Source organism: Quyinboa mangrovi (genome assembly GCF_042219825.1).
GTDB lineage: Bacteria > Bacteroidota > Bacteroidia > Bacteroidales > UBA5342 > JBHJHP01.
The window spans coordinates 1-21,208 of the sequence record NZ_JBHJHQ010000008.1 but is presented as its reverse complement, the minus strand read 5'-3'; the positions used below and the strand labels follow the sequence as shown (position 1 = coordinate 21,208).

20 protein-coding genes and 1 tRNA gene are annotated in these 21,208 nt (G+C 38.4%); 8 read left to right on the top strand and 13 right to left on the bottom strand.

All coding sequences use genetic code 11. From position 1 onward, the window contains the following. Positions 1-154: 154 nt before the first annotated feature. Entirely contained in the window at positions 155-1,552 is a 1,398-nt protein-coding gene (locus ACE1ET_RS16585; RefSeq protein WP_375729542.1) for a DNRLRE domain-containing protein, read from the top strand. Between the two features lie 72 nt (positions 1,553-1,624). Here the strand turns inward: ACE1ET_RS16585 and serS are convergent, their stop codons facing one another. The 3 genes from serS to rplU all read right to left on the bottom strand — a co-directional run bounded on the left by serS (position 1,625) and on the right by rplU (position 3,577). Beyond that, a complete protein-coding gene (gene serS / locus ACE1ET_RS16580; RefSeq protein ID WP_375729541.1) occupies positions 1,625-2,896 on the bottom strand; it encodes a serine--tRNA ligase in 1,272 nt (423 codons plus the stop codon). Between the two features lie 88 nt (positions 2,897-2,984). Continuing rightward, the gene (gene rpmA, locus ACE1ET_RS16575) at positions 2,985-3,248 is read right to left on the bottom strand and encodes a 50S ribosomal protein L27 (RefSeq protein ID WP_375729540.1); all 264 of its coding nucleotides are present in this window, start codon (positions 3,246-3,248) and stop codon (positions 2,985-2,987) included. A 17-nt stretch (positions 3,249-3,265) separates the two neighbouring features. After that, the gene (rplU, locus tag ACE1ET_RS16570; RefSeq protein WP_375729539.1) at positions 3,266-3,577 is read right to left on the bottom strand and encodes a 50S ribosomal protein L21; all 312 of its coding nucleotides are present in this window, start codon (positions 3,575-3,577) and stop codon (positions 3,266-3,268) included. Between the two features lie 301 nt (positions 3,578-3,878). On the opposite strand from rplU, the gene ACE1ET_RS16565 reads away from it, so the two are divergent. After that, on the top strand, positions 3,879-4,433 hold the full coding sequence (locus ACE1ET_RS16565) for a flavin reductase family protein (RefSeq protein WP_375729538.1): 555 nt from the start codon (positions 3,879-3,881) through the stop codon (positions 4,431-4,433). On the opposite strand, the gene ACE1ET_RS16560 is transcribed toward ACE1ET_RS16565, so the two are convergent. After that, on the bottom strand, positions 4,434-6,131 hold the full coding sequence (locus ACE1ET_RS16560; protein WP_375729537.1) for a chloride channel protein: 1,698 nt from the start codon (positions 6,129-6,131) through the stop codon (positions 4,434-4,436). A 300-nt stretch (positions 6,132-6,431) separates the two neighbouring features. Between ACE1ET_RS16560 and ACE1ET_RS16555 the strand changes: the two genes are divergently transcribed. From ACE1ET_RS16555 to ACE1ET_RS16540, 4 genes are all read left to right on the top strand, one after another. Then, complete coding sequence (locus ACE1ET_RS16555; protein WP_375729536.1) at positions 6,432-8,276, top strand: 2-oxoacid:acceptor oxidoreductase subunit alpha; 1,845 nt, start codon at positions 6,432-6,434, stop codon at positions 8,274-8,276. Between the two features lie 8 nt (positions 8,277-8,284). Beyond that, the gene (locus tag ACE1ET_RS16550; protein WP_375729535.1) at positions 8,285-9,304 is read left to right on the top strand and encodes a 2-oxoacid:ferredoxin oxidoreductase subunit beta; all 1,020 of its coding nucleotides are present in this window, start codon (positions 8,285-8,287) and stop codon (positions 9,302-9,304) included. 46 nt (positions 9,305-9,350) lie between these two features. Further along, on the top strand, positions 9,351-9,881 hold the full coding sequence (locus tag ACE1ET_RS16545; protein ID WP_375729534.1) for an RNA methyltransferase: 531 nt from the start codon (positions 9,351-9,353) through the stop codon (positions 9,879-9,881). A gap of 100 nt (positions 9,882-9,981) precedes the next feature. Beyond that, positions 9,982-10,056, top strand: a tRNA-Pro gene (locus ACE1ET_RS16540). Positions 10,057-10,665: 609 nt separating this feature from the next. On the opposite strand, the gene ACE1ET_RS16535 is transcribed toward ACE1ET_RS16540, so the two are convergent. The 3 genes from ACE1ET_RS16535 to ACE1ET_RS16525 all read right to left on the bottom strand — a co-directional run bounded on the left by ACE1ET_RS16535 (position 10,666) and on the right by ACE1ET_RS16525 (position 14,307). Beyond that, a complete protein-coding gene (locus ACE1ET_RS16535) occupies positions 10,666-11,919 on the bottom strand; it encodes a mandelate racemase/muconate lactonizing enzyme family protein (protein WP_375729533.1) in 1,254 nt (417 codons plus the stop codon). A 24-nt stretch (positions 11,920-11,943) separates the two neighbouring features. Further along, positions 11,944-13,389, bottom strand: a complete 1,446-nt coding sequence (locus ACE1ET_RS16530) for a Gfo/Idh/MocA family oxidoreductase (RefSeq protein ID WP_375729532.1) — start codon at positions 13,387-13,389, stop codon at positions 11,944-11,946. A 126-nt stretch (positions 13,390-13,515) separates the two neighbouring features. Further along, the gene (locus ACE1ET_RS16525) at positions 13,516-14,307 is read right to left on the bottom strand and encodes a S24 family peptidase (RefSeq protein ID WP_375729531.1); all 792 of its coding nucleotides are present in this window, start codon (positions 14,305-14,307) and stop codon (positions 13,516-13,518) included. Positions 14,308-14,425: 118 nt separating this feature from the next. Between ACE1ET_RS16525 and ACE1ET_RS16520 the strand changes: the two genes are divergently transcribed. Together ACE1ET_RS16520 and ACE1ET_RS16515 are read left to right on the top strand one after the other, a co-directional pair. Continuing rightward, the gene (locus ACE1ET_RS16520) at positions 14,426-15,700 is read left to right on the top strand and encodes a putative DNA modification/repair radical SAM protein (protein WP_375729530.1); all 1,275 of its coding nucleotides are present in this window, start codon (positions 14,426-14,428) and stop codon (positions 15,698-15,700) included. A gap of 13 nt (positions 15,701-15,713) precedes the next feature. After that, positions 15,714-16,484: a TIGR03915 family putative DNA repair protein gene (locus ACE1ET_RS16515; RefSeq protein WP_375729529.1), complete on the top strand. Its 771-nt coding sequence runs from the start codon at positions 15,714-15,716 to the stop codon at positions 16,482-16,484. A 34-nt stretch (positions 16,485-16,518) separates the two neighbouring features. On the opposite strand, the gene ACE1ET_RS16510 is transcribed toward ACE1ET_RS16515, so the two are convergent. The 6 genes from ACE1ET_RS16510 to ACE1ET_RS16485 form a co-directional block, all read right to left on the bottom strand. Beyond that, a complete protein-coding gene (locus ACE1ET_RS16510) occupies positions 16,519-16,962 on the bottom strand; it encodes a hypothetical protein (RefSeq protein WP_375729528.1) in 444 nt (147 codons plus the stop codon). A gap of 85 nt (positions 16,963-17,047) precedes the next feature. Continuing rightward, entirely contained in the window at positions 17,048-17,644 is a 597-nt protein-coding gene (locus ACE1ET_RS16505; RefSeq protein ID WP_375729527.1) for a DJ-1/PfpI family protein, read from the bottom strand. 148 nt (positions 17,645-17,792) lie between these two features. Further along, positions 17,793-18,350 (bottom strand): toxin-antitoxin system YwqK family antitoxin, encoded by a 558-nt coding sequence (locus tag ACE1ET_RS16500; protein ID WP_375729526.1) that lies wholly within the window; start codon positions 18,348-18,350, stop codon positions 17,793-17,795. Positions 18,351-18,545: 195 nt separating this feature from the next. Then, a complete protein-coding gene (locus tag ACE1ET_RS16495) occupies positions 18,546-20,324 on the bottom strand; it encodes a hypothetical protein (protein ID WP_375729525.1) in 1,779 nt (592 codons plus the stop codon). Between the two features lie 182 nt (positions 20,325-20,506). Beyond that, a complete protein-coding gene (locus ACE1ET_RS16490; protein WP_375729524.1) occupies positions 20,507-20,806 on the bottom strand; it encodes a type II toxin-antitoxin system RelE/ParE family toxin in 300 nt (99 codons plus the stop codon). Then, positions 20,799-21,050 carry a type II toxin-antitoxin system ParD family antitoxin gene (locus tag ACE1ET_RS16485; RefSeq protein ID WP_375729523.1) on the bottom strand — a complete coding sequence of 84 codons (252 nt, stop codon included), beginning with the start codon at positions 21,048-21,050 and terminating at the stop codon, positions 20,799-20,801. The genes ACE1ET_RS16490 and ACE1ET_RS16485 overlap by 8 nt, the downstream gene beginning before the upstream one ends. Positions 21,051-21,208 lie beyond the last annotated feature (158 nt).

Below are 21,208 nucleotides of genomic sequence, written 5' to 3'. Positions count from 1 at the left end.
AATTGTAAAAATTTTTTATTCCGTGTGCAAAAGTCATCAATGCAAAAGAAAGTAGAGCTTAATGCAACCATTTGATTATCATTTTCGTCTGTATAAATAGAATAATTAGTTCCGTAAATTTCTTAAGACAAAAGTTAACCTAAAGTTCATTATTATGAAGTCATATTTATGCTTCGGAGGAAAATCTGCATTACTGCTGATGTTGGTCTTAATGCTTTTTGCAGGATGTGAAAGGCAACCATCTCAGGATATAAGGACAGGAAAAGTTGGTTTTTCAGTTCTTGGTGAGGAGCTTAATACTGTGCTTAAATCAGCAGCATTTGATGATTCAACGTCTGCTACGCGTTTAAATCTTTTAATTTCCATTGCCGATGGCGACAGTAATGTTATTATTGACAAAAAGATTTTGCCTTTATATGTTTTTGGCAATCAATATATAAGTGAAAAGATTGAACTAAACGAAGGTCATTATTTTCTGACAGAGTTCATGGTGGTAAATTCCAGTGGAGAAGTGGTTTATGCTTCACCCAGATATGGTGCTGAACTGGCTTACCTGGTGAATCATCCGTTGCCCATTGACTTTAAGATTGTTCCGGGAGCAGAATCCAATTTAGAAGTGGAGGTTATACCTGTAAACGGCCAGACACCGGATCAGTTTGGGTATATCAGTTTTGGGATCCAAATTATAAATCCGTTGGTATTTTATGCCTTGGTTTATGAAGATAATCCATTGTTAGAAAGACCACTCAATCTGGTACCTGCAAGAGTTATTATTACAGATCCCGATGGCTATGTCTACAAGTTTGACTTTACCGCAGGTAAAAATAAAATCGTACTTAGAGATAAGTCAGGAACATATATTTTTAGGGTGAAAACCGAAATGTATAGTGCTACACTGGAATTTAACTACGAACAACTGTTCCGGGCTACGGAAGATAGTCCATTAATGATAACGGTTGGTAATTCAAATTACTATCATGAGATAATTATCAGGACCTCACCTGATTCAACAGATGATGCGTTGATTACGGATTTGAATTCTGCAGAGAATTTCGGAGACTCAAAAGAATTGTCAGCATCGTTTTTAAGCGAACCAATTCTTGCCGTAATGCGAACCAAACGCAGTTTAATGCGGTTTGATTTTGATAATGCTCTGCCTAAATCTGCCGCTATTCAAAAAATAGAATTATCACTGCATTTACTGGGCGTTGTTGAGGTTCCGTTTGATGAAAACATGGATACCATGAATATTGGGGTACTGAAAGCTGTGGTGGAACCATGGGATGAACACGAGGTTACATGGCAGAATCAACCCAAAACAATTGATGATGTTATGATGTACCTGGATTACAGACCCTGGATGAGTTCATCGCTCAGGGTGTATGATATTACAGAATTAATTAAGAAATCCTGGCAGATAAATACACCGGTTTACGGATTTATGCTGCAACATTATCCTGAAAATGTACCCGGTGGCATAACTTTTGCTTCAAGTGATTATGATTATGAGCAGATGAGACCAAGTATTAAAATATACTACACCTTACCGTAGAAGTAGTGAAGTAGAAAGGAATGGGACGACCGACCGGCCGTCCCATTTTTGTATCTTATAATATTTATTCGGTTAGTCTATTAGAGAAAACCCAGTGTACGGAATTAAAACATCCGGAATTTTGATGCCTTCTTTAGTCTGATTATTTTCAAGCAAGGCTGCTACGATACGTGGCAAAGCCAGAGCACTACCATTCAGAGTGTGAGTCAGTTCCGGTTTTTTCATATCTTTCCCTTTATAGCGACATTTCAATCGGTTGGCCTGGTAGTTTTCAAAGTTTGAAACTGAACTTACTTCCAGCCATCTTTCCTGTGCTGCCGAATAAACTTCAAAATCGAATGTAAGGGCAGAGGTGAAACTGATATCTCCACCACAAAGTTTAACAATACGGTAAGGCAGTCCCAGCTTTGTAATGATTCCTTCCACATGGGCTACCATTTCGTTCAGCGTATCATAACTTTTGTCAGGATGCTGGATCTGAACTATTTCAACCTTGTCGAACTGATGTAAACGATTGAGACCTCTAACGTGTGCACCCCATGATCCGGCTTCTCTACGGAAGCATGGCGTGTATGCCATATTTTTAACAGGCAGTTGTTCTTCAGGAATTATTACATCTCTGTAAATATTGGTGACAGGAACTTCAGCCGTCGGAATCAGATAAAAATTATCGACAGTAACATGGTACATCTGGCCTTCTTTATCAGGAAGCTGCCCTGTCCCGAATCCGGAATCTTCATTTACAACGATTGGAGGTAGAACTTCCCTGTAGCCTGCTTTCTCTCCTTCGTCGAGAAAGAAGTTGATTAACGCACGTTGCAACCTGGCTCCCTTGCCTTTGTAGACAGGAAAACCTGCTCCCGTAAGTTTGGTTCCCAGCTCAAAGTCAATAATGTCGTATTGTTTGATAAGATCCCAGTGCGGTTGTTTGGCTTCAAGTTCCGGAACCGCACCACCCTGACGAATGATTTCATTATCTTCCTCATTCCTTCCTTTTGGAACAGAGTTGTGTGGTAGGTTGGGGAGAAGAACCAGTTTGTTTTGAATCAGGACCTCGATTTCTCCAAGTTCTGTAGTTAACGACTTAATATTTTCCTTTAGTTCGGCAGTTCTTGATTTTGCATTCTCTGCTTCCTCTTTTTTCCCTTCTTTAAAAAGTAGTCCGATCTGTTTCGACAGGTTGTTCATTTCAGCCTGGGCATCATCGGAAGCACTTTTTAGTTCACGGCGTTTTTTATCTGCGGCAATGATTTCGTCTACCAATTCCTGAGCATCAAAGTTTTTTACCCGCAAGCGGTCTATAACTTCATCTCTGTTTTCGGAAATATATTTAAGTGTCAACATGTAAAAATGTGTTTAATAAAAAAATCTCCTGATTTTTACGCAAAGGTAAAAATTTCAGGAGATCTGATATCATTAAAATTTTTTTCTGTTACTCAGTTACTGTAGGTTCTACAGAAACATAAGATTTGTCGTTTTGCTTCTTTTTGAATACAACAATACCGCTTTCCAATGCAAAAAGTGTATCGTCTTTACCAATTCCAACATTTTTACCAGGATGGTGAACTGTACCTCTCTGGCGAACAATAATGTTACCTGCTTTGGCAAACTGACCACCAAAGATTTTAACGCCTAATCGTTTACTTTCCGATTCGCGTCCGTTTCTTGAGCTACCTGCTCCCTTCTTATGAGCCATAATTTATAATTTTGGAGTTAAGCTTCGATTTCTGTGATTTCAATCTGTGAAAAATACTGACGGTGTCCGTTTCTCACTTTATAACCTTTTCTTCTCTTTTTCTTAAAAACGATAACTTTATCGCCTTTTACATGATCGAGTACCTTAGCTTTAACTTTTGCATCTTTAACAACCGGAGTTCCTACTTTTACTTTTCCGTCGTTGTCAACTAATAATACTCTGTCGAATTCAAGATCAGCTCCTTGTTCCTGTTCAAGTCTGTGAACGTAGATTTTTTTTCCTTTCTCTACATTGAACTGCTGACCTGCTATCTCAACAATTGCGTACATAATTTAATTACATTTTTATTGTTAAATCCAGGAGGCGGATCATGCGTTTCGATCTCTTTTTAAGAGCCCCGTTGGAAGATTCGTTGTTCCAGATCAAAAAGATTTGGGCTGCAAAAGTAATAAACTATTTTATTTTTGGAAGCACAATGTAGTTAAAATTTTAATTTGGTTGAATTTCTTTTAAGATAAATTAATCATTCCTTTTGCTTCCTGGCAGAACATGGAAAAAACTTTCTATATTTAAAGGATTTATTTTAAATCTGTCACAACATTATATTTTACTTGCAAAATTATCATTATTATGGGTTTAAAGAAGAATATTGATTTAAATGTGTACCTGCCAATGCCTATTGCCATTGTTGGGACCATGTTTCAGGGGAAACCCAATTTTTCCACAATTGCCTGGATGTCACGTGTAAATGCTGATCCTCCAATGATTGGATTTGCCATAAGTAAACACAGGCTAACAGGTGATGCAGTACTTTTAAATAAAGAATTCAGTGTAAATATCCCTGGAAAGAACCTGACAAGAGAAACGGATTATGTGGGTATGGTGTCTGCCAAAAGAACGGATAAATCAGACGTATTTAACTATACTTTCGGAAACCAGAAAAAATCACCGCTTATAGAAAACGCACCGTTGAATCTTGAATGCAAGCTGGTCGAAAAGATAATTCTGCCTTCAAATTTATGGATTGTTGGTGAAATAACTTCTGTATGGTGTGATCCGGAAATGCTGACCAACGGAAATCCTGATTATAATAAAATGAAAAGCATCATTCTGACAATGCCTGACAATAAATACCGGACAATCGGAAAAGAATATGCTGATGCCTGGAAAATAAACAGTTTGTAATTACTCCTGTGAATGCCGTTTCATCTGATAACGGTAGGCGGTAAATGCTTTGGCTCTTGAAATGAATCCAAGGTATTTACCGTTGTCAATGACGCAAATGTTATACCTGGCTGACGAGCTGAACTTATCCACCAAATCTTCCATCCTGTCATCGGGGCTTATGAAGTGTTCCGGCATATACATTAATTCGCTGACTTTCACTTTATCGTACAATTCTGGTTTAAAGATGATTTTTCTGACATCATCCATTTTTACCATGCCATGTAATTTGCCTTCATCATCCACAACCGGGAATAAATTCCGGTGCGCATTTTCAATCACATGAACCAAATCTCCCAGCGTGGCATCAGGCGAAATTGTTGCAAAGTCCGTTTCAATGAGTTTGTGAACTTCCATCATCGATAATATAGCCTGATCCTTGTGGTGAGTGATCAGTTCCTTTCTGCTGGCAAGCTGGTAGGTATAAACAGAATGCTTTTCGAATAGCCGTACAATAAAGAACGATAGTGTCGAAGTGATCATAAGTGGGACAAAGAGCTGGTACCCTCCTGAAAGTTCAGCAATTAGAAAGATGCTGGTTAAAGGGGCATGTAAAACTGCCGATATCATTCCGGCCATACCCATCAGGGCAAAATTATTGATGTTTATGGTGTGAGGTCCCAGTTGGTTCGCCAGTAGTGCAAAAGCCAGTCCGATATGCACACCGACAAAAAGTGTTGGTGCAAATATGCCACCTACACCACCAGCCCCGAATGATATTGTTGTAGCAATCACTTTGGTAAGTCCTACCGCAACTAAAACTGCAACGGTGAGATAAAGATTCCCTTTGAATGAGCTATAAATTGTATCGGTAAACAGGTATTCAAGGTTCCCTTTCAGACAGGAGTTGATAACTTCGTAACCTTCACCGTAGAGTGATGGGAAAATAACCAGAATCCCGCCAAGAACAAGCCCTCCAACAATCAGTCGCTTGATTTTTGTTTTCATATTTTCGAAGATGCTGGTAATAAACACGTAAATGCGTTTAAAATACACGGAAACAAAACCGGTTACAACACCAAGCAGAATATAGTAGGAAATATCTTTCAAAACAAAACCATCTTCTACAGTAAACGGATACAATACATCCTGTCCAGTCAGGGAATAAGAAACCAGAACAGCGGATACAGACGCCAGAAGCAAAGGAATGATAGATGCCATGGTGAGGTCAAGCATGATGACTTCAAGAGCGAAAACAATAGCTGTAATCGGTGCTTTGAAAATTGCTGCCATGGCACCGGCCGAAGCACATCCCAGCAGGAGTATCACTTCACGTAATCTGAGATGAAGGAAACGACCAACATTTGAACCTATCGCAGCACCCGTTGAAACCGTTGGACCCTCAAGACCTACCGATCCACCAAATCCTACAGTAAGTGCACTGGTTACAATGGAAGAATACATGTTGTGAGCGCGCATGAAACCTTTGGCTTTACCCTTGGCGTAAAGCACGTTTGGAACCCCATGTCGTACAGGTCTTTTGATAATATATTTCATGAATAACAGGGCGATCCCTATCCCAATTAATGGCATAAATATATACCACCAGTTTCCGGCTTCAAACCGATGAATATTCGAGTGAATAAAATGAACGGATTTTTTAATGACTACAGCGCCAACACCGGTAAGTATTCCGACAAATACACTTAGAAAAGCCATAAATTGCCGGTCACTAATATGCTTCAGCCGCCAAATAAAAAATTTTTTCCATAGTCTGCGGCTGAAGCTATGATGTGTTTTTTCTACAGTCATTGGTAATATAAAAATACTATTTCAAAAGATATTTGCAAACGTTGGATGTTGTTAATATTCGTAACTTCCTAATTAAGAATATATATAAAAAACAAAATATGTTGTAAAGTATTCCTTAATTAATATTTTAAATGCAGAATTTTCATTTAATTGCATCGTTTTTTTGAGAAAAGTAACATGTTATAATCTGTAAAATTATATTGAGTAATGCCTAAAAGCGTAAAACCAATTGAGTTAGAGGACGTTGTTGTTCGGTTTTCTGGTGATTCCGGTGATGGAATGCAATTGACCGGAACGCTGTTTTCCGAATCATCAGCAGAATTGGGAAATGATATATCAACTTTCCCTGATTATCCGGCTGACATACGTGCACCAAGGGGAACGATTGGTGGTGTGAGTGGATTTCAGGTACATCTTGGAAAAAAAATTGTTCATACACCGGGTGATGTTGCTAATGTACTGATTGCAATGAATCCGGCTGCTCTTAAAGCCAATAAAGCATATTTAAAACCGGGAGGAACCATTATTCTCGATGTGGATGCATTCACGGAGAAGAATCTGGAGAAAGCCGGTTATAAAACCATGGATCCCATTGTGGAGGATCATCTGGGCGATTTTAATATTGTAAAAGCTCCGATTACCACAATGACTGCCAACAGTTTAAAAGAGTTTGGATTTGATAACAAGACCGTACTACGCAGTAAAAACATGTATGCCCTTGGTTTGGTATCCTGGCTATTCAATCAGCCGTTAAAATATATCGAGAAAAAGCTCCACCGTAAGTTTAAGAAAAAACCTGAGATTGCTGAGGCAAATATTAAGGTTTTGCAGGATGGATTTAACTATGGAGAAAATATCCAGGCAATGACACCATCCTACATGGTTGGAACCGGGAAAAAGGAAAAAGGAACATATCGCAATATTAACGGAAATCAGGCCGTGGCCTGGGGTTTTCTCGCTGCATCAGAAAAGAGTGGAAAAGAATTGTTTTTGGGAAGTTATCCCATTACGCCTGCAACGGAAATTCTGCAGGAACTCTCGGGTAGAAAAGATCTTGGCGTGAAAGTATTTCAGGCTGAAGATGAAATTGCGGGAATATCGACTTCTATAGGGGCAAGTTTTGCCGGAGATCTGGCTGTAACAACAACTTCGGGTCCTGGTCTCGCACTCAAAAGCGAGGCAATTGGTCTGGCTGTAATGGCCGAATTACCTCTAGTGGTTGTAGATGTTCAGCGTGGAGGGCCATCAACCGGATTGCCCACCAAAACAGAGCAGTCCGATCTTCGTCAGGCATTGTATGGCAGAAACGGTGAAAGCCCTGCCATTGTGATTGCGGCCAGCACACCATCAGATTGTTTTCATTATGCCTTTATGGCTGCAAAACTGTCTCTGGAGCATATGACACCGGTTATTTTAATGACAGACGGATTTCTTGCTAACGGTTCACAGCCATGGCGTATTCCATCAATGGAAGAACTTCCAGATATTAAAGTTCCGGTTGTTACACCCGAAATGCGTGAGTCGTGGAAGGTAATGCAGCGTGATCCGGAAAGGCTGAACCGCTACTGGGCAGCTCCGGGAACACCGGGATTCAGTCATCGTGTTGGAGGTCTGGAAAAAGATTTTATAACAGGTGCTATTTCGCATAATCCTGCTAACCATCAGAAAATGGTTGACATCAGACAGGAAAAGGTACAGAAGGTTGCCGAATTTATACCAGAGCAGAAGGTTCTTGGTGATGTGGAATCTGATATTCTGATGGTAGGATGGGGAGGAACCTATGGTCATCTGACCACCGCTTTTGAAGAATTGCATGAAGAGGGCATAAAAGTGGCATATACGCACTTTAATTATATTATGCCTTTGCCAAAGAACACGGTGGACATCATGAAGAAATACAAGAAAATTGTGGTTTGCGAAATTAACAAGGGACAATTCGTGGATTATCTGCGCATGACTATACCGGGTCCGGTTTATCATCAGTTCAACAGAATTGAAGGTTTACCGTTGGCCGTTGAGGATATAAAAAATGAAATTAAAAAATATTTATAATAGCTATTATGGAGATTAAAGAAACATTCACCCCTAAGGATTATAAAAGTGATCAGAATGTAAGATGGTGTCCGGGATGTGGTGACCATGCAATCCTTAATACGCTACATAAGGCAATGGCTACCATCGGTATTGATCCGGACAATGTCGCTGTTATCTCTGGTATTGGTTGTTCAAGTCGTTTGCCATATTATATGAATACCTACGGCTTTCATACCATTCACGGACGTGCTGCAGCAATTGCATCAGGTGTTAAAATTGCAAATCCTGATTTAACAGTATGGCAGATTTCCGGGGACGGTGATGCCTTGGCTATCGGGGGAAATCACTTTATACACGCAGTAAGGAGAAATGTCGATATCAATATTATTCTTTTCAATAATCAGATTTATGGGTTAACTAAAGGACAGTATTCGCCGACTTCCAAAAAAGGTTTTATCTCAAAAACTTCTCCGTTCGGAACCATCGAATATCCATTCCGTCCGGGAGAACTGGCATTGGGAGCACGCGGCAGATTCTTTGCCCGTTCAATCGATACCGACCTGAAATTGTCTCATGATGTGTTGGTTGCAGCGCAAGAACATAAAGGGACATCGGTTGTGGAAGTGCTCCAGAATTGTGTGATATTTAATGACGATACGCATGCCGCTATAACCGATAAAGCACACAGGGCGGACCGTACAATATTGCTGGAGCATGGAAAGCCCATGTTGTTTGGTCAAAACAACGAAAAGGGGCTTATGCTTGACTGTAGCATGAAGTTGAAAGTGGTTGAGATTGGTAAAGACGGGGTGACCTTGGATGATATTCTGGTACATGATGCCTATGAGCGTGATTCAATATTGCATGGCGTACTGGCTAATATGGAATATCCTGAATATCCTGTTGCTCTGGGTGTTATACGTGCAGTTAAAGCATCTACTTACGACGATAATCTTGTGCAGCAGATAAAAGATGTTCAGGCTGTTTCAAAGATCTCAAAATTTGAAGAGCTTGCCCGTGCAGGCAGTGTTTGGGAAGTAGAATAGTTTTTATTTTAGGTTCAAAACGTTCATCTTTGCAAAAACTTAGCATATGCGAAAACTGAAAATTGATGAACTGAACCGCATATCGGTTAAAGAATTTCAGGAAGCCGAAAAAGCAGAACTTATTATTATTTTAGATAATGTACGGAGCCTCAATAATGTAGGCTCCGTATTTCGTACATCTGATGCCTTCAGGATCAGAGAGATTGTGTTATGTGGCATTACAGCAACTCCTCCGCATACAGAGATTCATAAAACGGCTTTGGGTGCAGAAGATGCTGTAGAGTGGTCATACTTTGAAGATACGCTCGATGCAGTGAACTATGTAAAAAATAAAGCATATACGGTGTATTCTGTTGAGCAGGCAGAGGGCAGCATAAGCCTTGATGAATTTGAGCCTTCAGGAAGTGAAAAATACGCAGTGATTCTGGGAAATGAAGTAAAAGGAGTGCAGCAGAAAGTTGTGAATTCATCAGATGGTTGTCTTGAGATTCCTCAGTTTGGAACCAAACATTCCTTAAATGTCTCTATTACGGCGGGAATTGTAATCTGGCATTTCTATTTATCTCTTAAACAGTAAGATGTGATTTTATTCATTACTATCGTGTAATTCTGTTTGTAGAAATAAAAAAAAGTTATAGTTTTGCATCCGCTTTTGTAACGATAAGAGCTAAAATTTTCGAGGTGTAGCACAGTCCGGTTAGTGTACCTGCTTTGGGAGCAGGGGGTCGGGGGTTCGAATCCCTCCACCTCGACAAAAAGCCTTTCACAGATGTGAAGGGCTTTTTTTGTTATACTGCGAGCGAAACTTGTTTCAGCGAGCAAGTATAACAAAAAAAGGCAAAGCACGTAGTGCTTACGGCTTTTTGATCATCTTCCCCCAAACGGGATCACCGAACGAAGCGAGGTAATTCCTTCTGATCGAAATTCATTTCAGCGAGCAAGTATAACAAAAAAGGCAAAGCACGTAGTGCTTACGGCTTTTTGATCATCTTCCCCCAAACGGGATCACCGAACGAAGCGAGGTAATTCCTTCTGATCGAAATTCATTTCAGCGAGCAAGTATAACAAAAAAAGCAAAGCACGTAGTGCTTACGGCTTTTTGATCATCTTCCCCCAAACGGGATCACCGAGCAAAGCGAGGTAATTCCTTCTGAGCGAAACTTGTTTCAGCGAGCAGGTATAACAAAAAAAAGCAAAGCACGTAGTGCTTACGGCTTTTTGATCATCTTCCCCCAAACGGGATCACCGAACGAAGCGAGGTAATTCCTTAGTCCCGACATTGAAAATCAGCGGGTTTAAAATATTAAACGCAGAGGATTTAATTGGGAAATACAAATTTTGTATGCAGCTCGTTCAGGTTATCAGCTTTTAATCGGTACTGCTTTTTTTAATGCATATTCGGCGTGAGCCATTCCTAAACCAGGAGCTGTAGGAACATTAAGCAATCCGTTTTTAACCTGAATGACTGGTTCAAATAAATCTGCCGTAGCTTCCATTCCGGTTTTTAATTCCTGAAAACGACCAATATTTGGCGTGAAGCTACTAAAGTTGACCATTTCGGCGTAACCTGCATTCCGGTTCGAAATATGGATTGTTATGGGCTTGCCTGTTGCCTCTGCCATTCGTGCAACCCTGGTAGTACGAATAAAACCACCGTAATAATGTAAGTCGGGTTGAACAATTTGCAGAACATTATCTGCAATCATTTTGCGAAAGCGGTATTCACTGGATTCCTGTTCACCTCCTGAAATGGGTATTTTTAATGCATCTGCCACTTGTTTTGTTTCATCGGTATTATCAAATCTGCAAGGTTCTTCAAATAAATAGGCATTAATCGCTTCAAGCCTTCTGCCAATTTCAATGGCTTTTTTTACACCATAGGAACCGTTTGCGTCGGCTTGAATGGTGATATCATCTCCAAGAATCTTTCTGGATAGTTCGATCAGGTTTTCAGAGCGTCCGGGCATTGAATCTTTGTTACGACTCATTCTTCCGCCAACTTTGAATTTTACTGCTTTTGCACCGGTTTCTGCGATTTTTTGCTGTAATATATCGATCTCTTCCACAGGTGTTGTACCTCTGTTGCCACTCGCAACATATATGGGTACGGCTTCCCTTACCCTGTTTCCGAAGAAGTAACTGATATGTTTCCCGGCGGTTTTTCCCAACAGGTCTATAATACTGCCTTCTGCCCAGGCAACGCAACACCATAACGCCAGTCCCTGCATTTTGTAATTGCTGTTGGATACGTATAATTCGTCAAGCAGAGTTTCAATTTGGCGGGCATCTTTTCCGATGAAAAATGGGATGATTAATTTAAGAAGAATAGGGTACAACACATCAATTTTTTTATTTGTTACAGAAATCCCTTCTGCGCCATCTTTGGATCTTGTACGCACGAAATACGTATCGTTTAATCTAAGTAACTCCATTGATTCTATAATAACGGGTTGATTCAACGAGGTTACATTCAGCACAGGTTTATTGCATATTTCTGTAAGCTTTTCTTCTTCGAATTCGCCGGTTTTTGCTCCCAAATCAGAGCAGGAGGTAAACGGTAGGATCAAACCAGCAGCTGAAGCTGTTTTTATAAAATTTCTCCTATTAGTTTCCATTGGAATCAATTAGTTAGGGGATGCTTATATCCATTTATTTTCGCGGGGAACCAGACTTGTTAAATCGGCAATTTTAATGGCCCGGTCTTCATCGATACTTTTACGGGCTGCTATTCCAATTAAAACAGCCATTGATCCATCGCGCACATTTGCGGCATGATGAAGGTCGGGATCAATAATCTGGTTCCTGTATATTGCATCAAACATAAGCTTATCGCCTCCCCAATGCCCACTTCTTATGTATGGGAATTCTATACGCTTATAATCTTTAAAGTTTTTCTGCATGATTATTTCATGGAATTTTAACCCGGCCATTGTATGAGAATTCTGGCTCATTTCTTTTTCGTGCAACTGTGACTGATCTTCCTGAATACTTTCCATAGATGGAATTCCTTCCCAGGTTTCCAGCCTGCCGTTCAACCCGTTAAAAGCAATTCTGAATCCTTCGTATGGAGAATAGGCTGAAAGAGAATAGCTTACCTGTACATTATTGGCGTATTTAATTTGGACAGCCATTTTATCAAAAATGTCAATTTCATTTCTCCAAAGGCAGTTATCTCTTATATAGTTGTCATATTTTTCATTTTCATAGTAAAGTTTCATTAGATTTTTATCTTCTCTCATATCCCAAAAAAACTGACAGGAATCCTGATGATCACATGTCATACAACGTTTTCCCCGAAAGGCGTTGTTTTTTCCATATTTCTCCAGACCTCCAAAGGCATGCACTTCAACAGGATCCGAGCCAATCCACCAGTTTAGCAGATCGAAATGATGCGATGATTTATGCAGCAATAGAGTCCCGCTTTTATCGCGTTCTCCGTGCCAGCGCCTAAAATATGAAGCACCGTGATACGTATTCAGGTACCAGTTAAAATCAACAGAAGTTAATTTCCCTATATGATCTTCCAAGAGCAATTCTTTTAGTTTTGTAAAAAGATGACCATAACGATAGTTAAATCCCATGATCAGTTTTGCACTGCTGTTTTTATCGGCTTCGATTATAGCCTGGCATTTTTTCTCGTCTGTAGTCATCGGTTTTTCGGTGACAACATTTATCCCCTTATTTAATCCTTTAATAATAAATTCATCGTGAGTTGCATCAACTGTGGTCACAATCAGCAGATCAATATTAGCAGAAGAGATCATGTCGTCGAAACTGGTAAAGGTTTTACAGTCTAATCCCAGAAAATTTTTTGCATATTCAACTCTTCCCGGGTTTATATCGCATAATCCGACATATTCTACCACATCGCTGTAATTTCCCGTTAAGAACTTACCCCACGTTTTAATACCTCTGATACCTGTTCCGACAAGGGCAACTTTTTTCTTTAAGTTCTGAACACCGCCTCTTGCAAACAAGTTGGATGCAGGGTGTGCCAGCATTATTCCGGCAGCCAAAGTTCCGGTTGCTGTTACAAAGTTTCTTCTTGAAATGGAACCCGCTTGTTTTGATATATTTTTAGACATGGCAAAAAAGTAATATGTAATGACATGAAATTAGTCAGATAAAATAATACATTTTTTGTTGTAAACAAAACAGTTTTATGAGCATCTCTCCCCAAACGGGATCACGGAGCGAAGCGAGGTAATTCGTTACTCTTTCTTTTTTAGTTTTTCCAGTTCATCCTGCATTTTATACACCATTGAGGTGAGTTTCCTCAGGCTCGTATCATCTGGTTCCGGCAGAGAAAAACAGATATAGCCGAGCGCTTTCCAAACCTCCATAACCGTGTTCAACGGCATGGTGTAGGGATCATATTCCGGATTGTCGGACTTTAGGAGCAGTGTTGAGTTATCCTGCATGTATACCCTTTTATAAACGATGCCGTCGTCGTATGTGAGCAGTATATACGTACGTCCATCCTTTATTTCTTTCCAGTTCTGCAAATATTCGCAAATAATATATGCACCGGATGGAATGGGTTCCATGCTGTCGCCTTTTATTTGGAAAGCCCTGTAAGTTCTTTCGTTTTGGAGCTCGGGTAACGGAAGGTTAAATTTTGGCAGTGTTTCAATGAAATCCGGGTCGGTGTAACCTCTTGTATATCCTGCAGATGCTTTGACCGGTACAAGTGTGATTTGTTCCTTGTTGTCGCGGTCAACAATAGTGGTCAGAACCCGCAAACCTTTTCCTCCAATGTCAGGAGTATGAGCAAGGTTATCTGTATTTTCTTCCAGACTTAAGTCCCTGTTTACAAGATTGTCTATGCTTACATCGAAATATAGCGCTATAGACCTTAAAACAGCCAGTTTGGGCACAGCTCTGCCTTCTTCATAAGATCCTATAAGGGAGCGCTTAACAGCCATTTTGTCTGCAAACTGATCCTGTGTCAGATTCCTGATCTTGCGTAAATGTTTAATGTTTGATCCTAAAAAATGGTCCATAAAATATTGCTAATATTATTAGTATACTAAAATAATTAGTAAATTTGATAACAAATTTAGGTAAAATCCGGTTAGGATTCAAGCAGTCTGATCCGAAAGATCCCAAACAAGTTCAATAATGAAGGATGATGTATTAAGAAAGCTGGAAGTTCTTTCCGGCGCAGCCAAATACGATGTGTCCTGTGCGTCAAGCGGAAGCAACAGGAGAAATACAGCCAACGGTATTGGGAATGCTTCTCCGTGGGGAATTTGTCACAGTTTTGCAGAGGACGGACGCTGTATCTCGTTGCTTAAAATAATGATGACCAATTACTGTATGTACGACTGTGCCTACTGTATAAACCGCAGAAGCAATGATGTGGAGAGAACATCTCTTTCTGTGGAGGAACTTACAGAACTTACCATTTCATTTTACCGAAGAAACTATATTGAAGGTCTCTTTTTAAGTTCCGGAGTTGTAAAAAGTCCGGATCATACCATGTCGTTAATGGTGAGGGTGGCTAAGGAGTTACGTAACGTTCACCGCTTTAACGGGTATATACATCTGAAAAGTATTCCGGGAGCAAGTCCTGAGCTTATTCGGGTAGCAGGCCTTTATGCGGATCGGCTCAGCGTAAATATTGAAATTCCCACAGAAACAAATCTGAAATTACTCGCGCCGGAAAAGGATTATTCCAGCATTTTTACGCCGATGAAATCCATTCATCAGGGCATTCTTGCGAATAAGGATGAAATACGAAAATTCCGTTCTACCCCAAAATTTGTGCCGGCCGGTCAGAGTACGCAAATGATAGTTGGAGCCACGCCCGATAACGATAAACAGATCCTTAATCTGGCTTCGGTACTTTACACCGAGCAAAAATTGAAGCGTGTATATTATTCGGGTTATGTTCCGGTGAACACAAATGACAGTAGGTTACCGGCAGCAGGTAAATCGTATATGGTGCGGGAAAATCGTTTGTATCAGTCCGATTGGCTGATCCGGTTTTATGCATTTCAGGTGGATGAGATTGTAAATGACAATCATCCCGATCTGGATCTGGATATTGATCCAAAACTGAGTTATGCTATCAGGCATCCTGAAATATATCCGATAGACATCAACAGGGCGCCTTATGAAATGATTCTGAGAGTGCCGGGAATTGGCGTAAAATCTGCTAAACTTATTATTGCTTCAAGAAGGTATGGCAGAATTCATTCGGGTCAGCTTAAAAAAATGGGTGTGGTAATGAAGCGGGCACAGTATTTTATAAGCTGTAATGAGCTTGGTTCACCTACTATTAACGAGATTAAGCCAGAAAATATGAAGCAGTTGTTTCTTAAAAATGAACCGAACAAGAAGAAGGACAAATTTGCAGGACAGCTGAAGCTGTTTACCGATAATCTGACTTGATGAGGATGAACTTATGAATATATGGACTTACGATGGTACTTTTGAAGGGTTTCTTACCCTTGTGTTCGACTGTTTCGATCTCAAAATATTTCCTGAAGTAATTATTGGGAAAAAACCGGAGCAGATGCAGATTTTTATTCCGGATTACGAAGTTATCAGCGACAGGGAAAAAGCCAAAAGAGTTTGGACAGGCTTGCATAAAAAAATATCCGGTGTAAGTTGTGAGATGTTATTCAGGGTTTTTCTGTCAGAGCAAACTGATATTGAACAGGTACTATTAAATTACATAAAAAGAGCATTTGCATCGCCATCAAATACTGAATCTGATTTTAGGGATGAGTCTGTGCTGAAAATTTACAAGGTAAATAAAATGGTGGGCCGCGAAGCTGAGCGGATCTTAATGTTTGTCCGGTTCCAGAAGACAGTTGACGATATATATTATGCTTCTTTTGATCCGAAGTACAATGTATTACCGTTAACTATCAGCCATTTTGAAAACCGGTTTACCGATCAGAAATGGGTAATTTACGATACAGGACGTAATTACGGATTTTACTATGATATGAAAGAAACGCAGGAAATTACGTTTAGTGAAAGTGCAGTGAATCCTGTTTCCGGAAAGATTGATGAACACATTATGGCTGAAGACGAGAAACTGTTTCAGACACTCTGGAAAACCTATTTCGATGCTATATGCATCAGGGAAAGGCTTAATCCCAGACTCCATATGCAGTTTTTGCCTAAAAGGTTCTGGAAATATCTTCCTGAAAAGCAATCTGGATAATCTTTAAAAGATAAATGTATTCACTAGTGTCCCGTTAAAACCTAAATGCAAGGCCAATCCCGTTTTCATCGCTTTTTATACGTAAGCCACTGCCGGCTTTTGTCCCTATCCCATTTAAAATTCTTCCGGCATTACCAACGTGGTATACATATTCAAGAGAAAATAGCGCCCCAAATGCACCAAGACCTATCCCCAGTACATTCATTTTTTTATCTCCTTGTCCTATTCGGTAAATTACTCCTCCCAATGCCATAAATGATACGCCCAGGTATAACTTTCTTTCTGCTTTGATCAGCTCAAGACCTGCATTTCGAAGCAATAATTCATTATCGGTATTTATAACGGAATCCTGCATCAGGGAATAGTTTGTGCTGTAATATAGTAAAACATCCTTTTGAACTAATGAAGTAGGTTCCGTTCCGAAACAATGCAGTGAAAAAGATAAGGTGAGGAGTAATAAAAAAGTTTTTGTTTTCATAGTATATGATTTCAAGGAATTTATAAGCTAATAATTTAACTGTTTGTCGGTATGCACTATACCCCATGTTTGAGTCTGGCAATTTTCATTTATTCGTAAATCTCATATATTTTTTTACTTCATCTACATTTTTGGTTGATGTCAACATTTCCAACAATTTAAACGAAACATCTAAACCTGTTGCGGGGCCGGTCGATGTTATAATATTTTTATCAATCACGATATGTTTGTTTTGCACATTTACGCCTAAATCTGCAAGGTATTCTCGTCCATATATGTCCGATAAATCGTATGTGGTAGCGTTTCTATTCTTTAAAACACCTGATTTTGCCACTGGTACCGCTGCGGCACAAACCGCGGCAATTATTTTTTTGTCATTATCAAACTCACGTATCATATGCTGAAACCGCTCATCGAAGACATCTTCATAATATCCGGAATTTTTAAAACCTCCTGGAATTGCCAGTGCATCATAATCTTCGATATTTATTTTGTCAAATTCAATCTCAGGGCGGACTATTAAGTTCCATTTGCATTTAATCTCTGGTCTAAGTCCTGTAGTTATCATATCAACAGGTTCAATTCCTAACTCCCTGCTCCAACCAATAACGTCGGTGAATACTCCGGCTTCATATTCTTCAAATCCTTGTGAAAGAAATAGTAATACTTTTTTATTTTTCATTGGTGATAATAGTTTGCTATTGTTTTCTCATCTTGGCAAACGTTCCCGCGCCAGGCTGTCATGGTAAAAGCAGCTGCCCGCGAACGTTAAATTGTTTTTATTTAAAATAACTGCCATGCAGTATGACTGCGTGTTGTGCCGTCGTACTTTATTCAGCGGGTTTTGGGTATTTTTTTGAAGTAACACCATTTTCGTCATATTCAATCCAATTGCCTACCGGAGTTCCCATATCGTATTCACCTTTTTTCCATATATCTCCATTTTCTTTATAATAAATACAGTATCCATGAATCAAATTGTCTTTGGTGTATCCTTCAATTTCAAGTTGTCCATTTTCAAAGTAGCTTTTATAAGAACCATTTTTTTTACCATTTTTGAGAATACTCAATTCATGTAATTGACCACTCTCATAATATATTCTCATAGTGTCAACTTGATAGCCATCTTTAAATATCATTTCTTTCTGAATTTTACCAGATTGGTAATAGATTCTTGATATTCCAGACTGTTTACCTTTTTTAAACATTAATTCTCCTTGGAGTTCTCCAGTCGGATAATAAATCTTTACAATTCCGTCAGGTTTTTCTTTTTTCCCGGAATATTCCACTTTAAGATTTCCGTTATCATAATATTCTTTATGCTTTAATTTTTGAGCATATGAAATCGTTAAAGAACAACTAAGAATCAGAGTAATAATAAATTTCATATTTGTATATTTTAAATTTTAACTTAATAAAGGATGGGGTAGTATGCGGCACAACGTTCCCGCGGTATGCTGTCGTGGCAGTTTCTTTCCGACGGGAAAGGAACTGTCAGGACGAAAGTGACAACTGCGAACGTTGATATGTTTTGTTTAAAAGAACCGCATGCACTATGACCGCGTGTTGCCACCCGTTTTTTTTTATAAATCAAATTTCTTATTATCATAAGTACCCCAACCCTCTGTAATATTTTTATACAATTTATTCGCTCTATCAATGTCCTTAATCCAGTAAAATTGTCCATGATGCCCTTTATTTGGATACTTATTCATTTCTTCACATGTCGATTTTATACCCGATAATCCATCCTTAATTATTAAATTCAGCTCTTTACACTCACCTTCATTAAGATAGCATCTAAAACCAAAATAAGCTTTAGACGAATAATAATATAATTTTGCTGTTAATAATGTTCTTTCATATAAAGAAATCAGTTCTTTATAATCACTTTTAGAGGTAAAATATGGTTTTGCACTTAATATTTTGTTCACAGCCCATTTGGCTTTTTCCACTCCAAATTCCTTTTCACGAATAATATAATTAAGATATTCTTTATTCATCTTTTCGCTAGGACTAACCCAATTGCTATCAATTACCCAAGGTGCTTCTCTAAATAGAATAGATTGTATTCCAGGGCTTATCTCTTTTGATTTATATCTTGCAGGAGATAAATGCTCAATTATATCTTTCCAGTAGTGAAATTTTTTATTCACATTATGCTCAACTTTAACAGTTGGATTGTCTAACCATTTCCCACTACAATGCCTGGAATAATTGCTTTGGTAATCAAAATCGAGCCTGCTATGAGAATTTGTATGCAGGCCTAAAGTATAAAATATAGAGGTTATTATATCATCTGTCTCAAGGAAGACATCTTTTAAATATGGGACTAGTTTTTCTCCATATTTTTGAGTTATAAATTCTTCTGTTATTACCTCTGCTGAGAGTGAAGTATCTTCAGAAATTCGTTTAAGCGCATAAATGTTTATTTCAGTTGGCCTGCCAATGTTTTGGGATTTATCGTATCTGTCAGTACGAGCAATATATCCAATTACATTTTTTTGTTTTGCATAGTATTTCCATCTATTAATTGTTACCTCAGGTAAGATACTGGCAATTACTCCTTGTCCGTTATATTCATGACCCAAATCAAATTCAATTATCACTTCCTTATCAAATTTTTTTATAAATGTAGAAACAGGATGGGTAAGGAAAAAATCATGAGGGACTTCTTTGGTCATAATTTTAACCTTTGGATTTCTAATCAAATTGACACAATCTATCAAAGCATTCAATTCTTCTTTGTAATACATAAATGTTCTAATATAGAGTTGCATGTTCCGTTCGTCAATTACAACGCTTGCAATTGAGTCTACTAAATTTGCCAGCTTTTCTGAATCTGTTGTCCATTTTGTAGAATATTGATTTTCAATGCGAGCACCTGTCTCTATAAACGTAAGAACTATACCGTTCAAATCAGGTATACAATCCAGCATTGACCTGTAATCATTTTTAAACCATTTCCAAAACTCAGGATCGTCTAAATTGATTAAGCCTTCTTTGTTTTTAAATTTATCTGGATAGTAATCAAGATTATATATGGCATGATCCCATACCAATACACTTTGAATACCTGATCGATGTGCTTTTTTAATCAATTTACAAGTTGCCTTTAGTTTTTTCTTTTTTCTCACATCTTTTAAATCCATTATCAATTCGTGAGAAAGTTGTAAATGATTGATGTTATAGTATTCAGCAGAATTGAGGGCTACTTTTCCTTTTTCAATTTCACTTGACAAAATGTTCCAACCTCTAATCTTTAAGTTTCCATAATCATTAGTAGGTTCATTATTCTTTTTGGAAGTACAGCTTAAAAATCCCAGAAAGACGAATAAGTATAGTAATCTATAGAATTTCATATTAATCAGAAAACTATAATCAAAATTATATTTAACGTTATTTTAAAATTGCACTGTTTCATTTAAATGGTTGCCAACGTTCCCGCTGTGTACTGTCAGACGAATGCAGCAGAACGCGGACGTTTAAGTATTTTATTTAAATATAACTGCCATGAAGTATGACAGCGTGTTAGGTGTAGTTTTTATTCTTTTAGTCTATTTTTCAGGTCCATTTGCTCATGTAAAATTCTTATAACTTCAATTTCATTGTCTGAGATTGCGTGATAAAAAATAACATGTCTTCCAGATTTATAACCTAATAATTCACGACTTATTTCAATATATTTTTTCCCAAGATTAGGATTTGTTCCAATTTCCTTACAAGCTGATTTTATTGCGTCATAGTATTTGTCAGCTTGATTTTCAGACCATCTAAATGTAGTGTAATTCCAAATATCGGATAAATCATTAATGGCTTTTTCTCTAAAAATTACTTTAGCCATTTTTCTTACTTTCAGCTTTTAATTTTTCTAAATGACTGTCAAAGTCGAAGTCTTCAATTCGTGGGCTATATAATCCTTCCTGGATTGCATTTTTTAAAGCGATTACTTTACTTTCTTCTTCTTCAAGTAAACGTAAGCCAGCTCTGACAACTTCGCTAACATTTTTATATCTTCCTCTCGAAATACTGCTTTGAACGAAAGAATCAAAATGCTGTCCGAGTGTTATAGATGTATTTTTATTCATAACTGTCAATTTTTACAAAAGTACCAATATTTGGTATAATTATCAAGTCCTTTTAACTTGAATTGTATTTTATGAAATTACACAACGTTCCCGCGGTATGGTGTCGTGGCAGTTTCTTTCCGATGGGAAAGGAACTGTCAGGACAAAAGAGGCAGCCT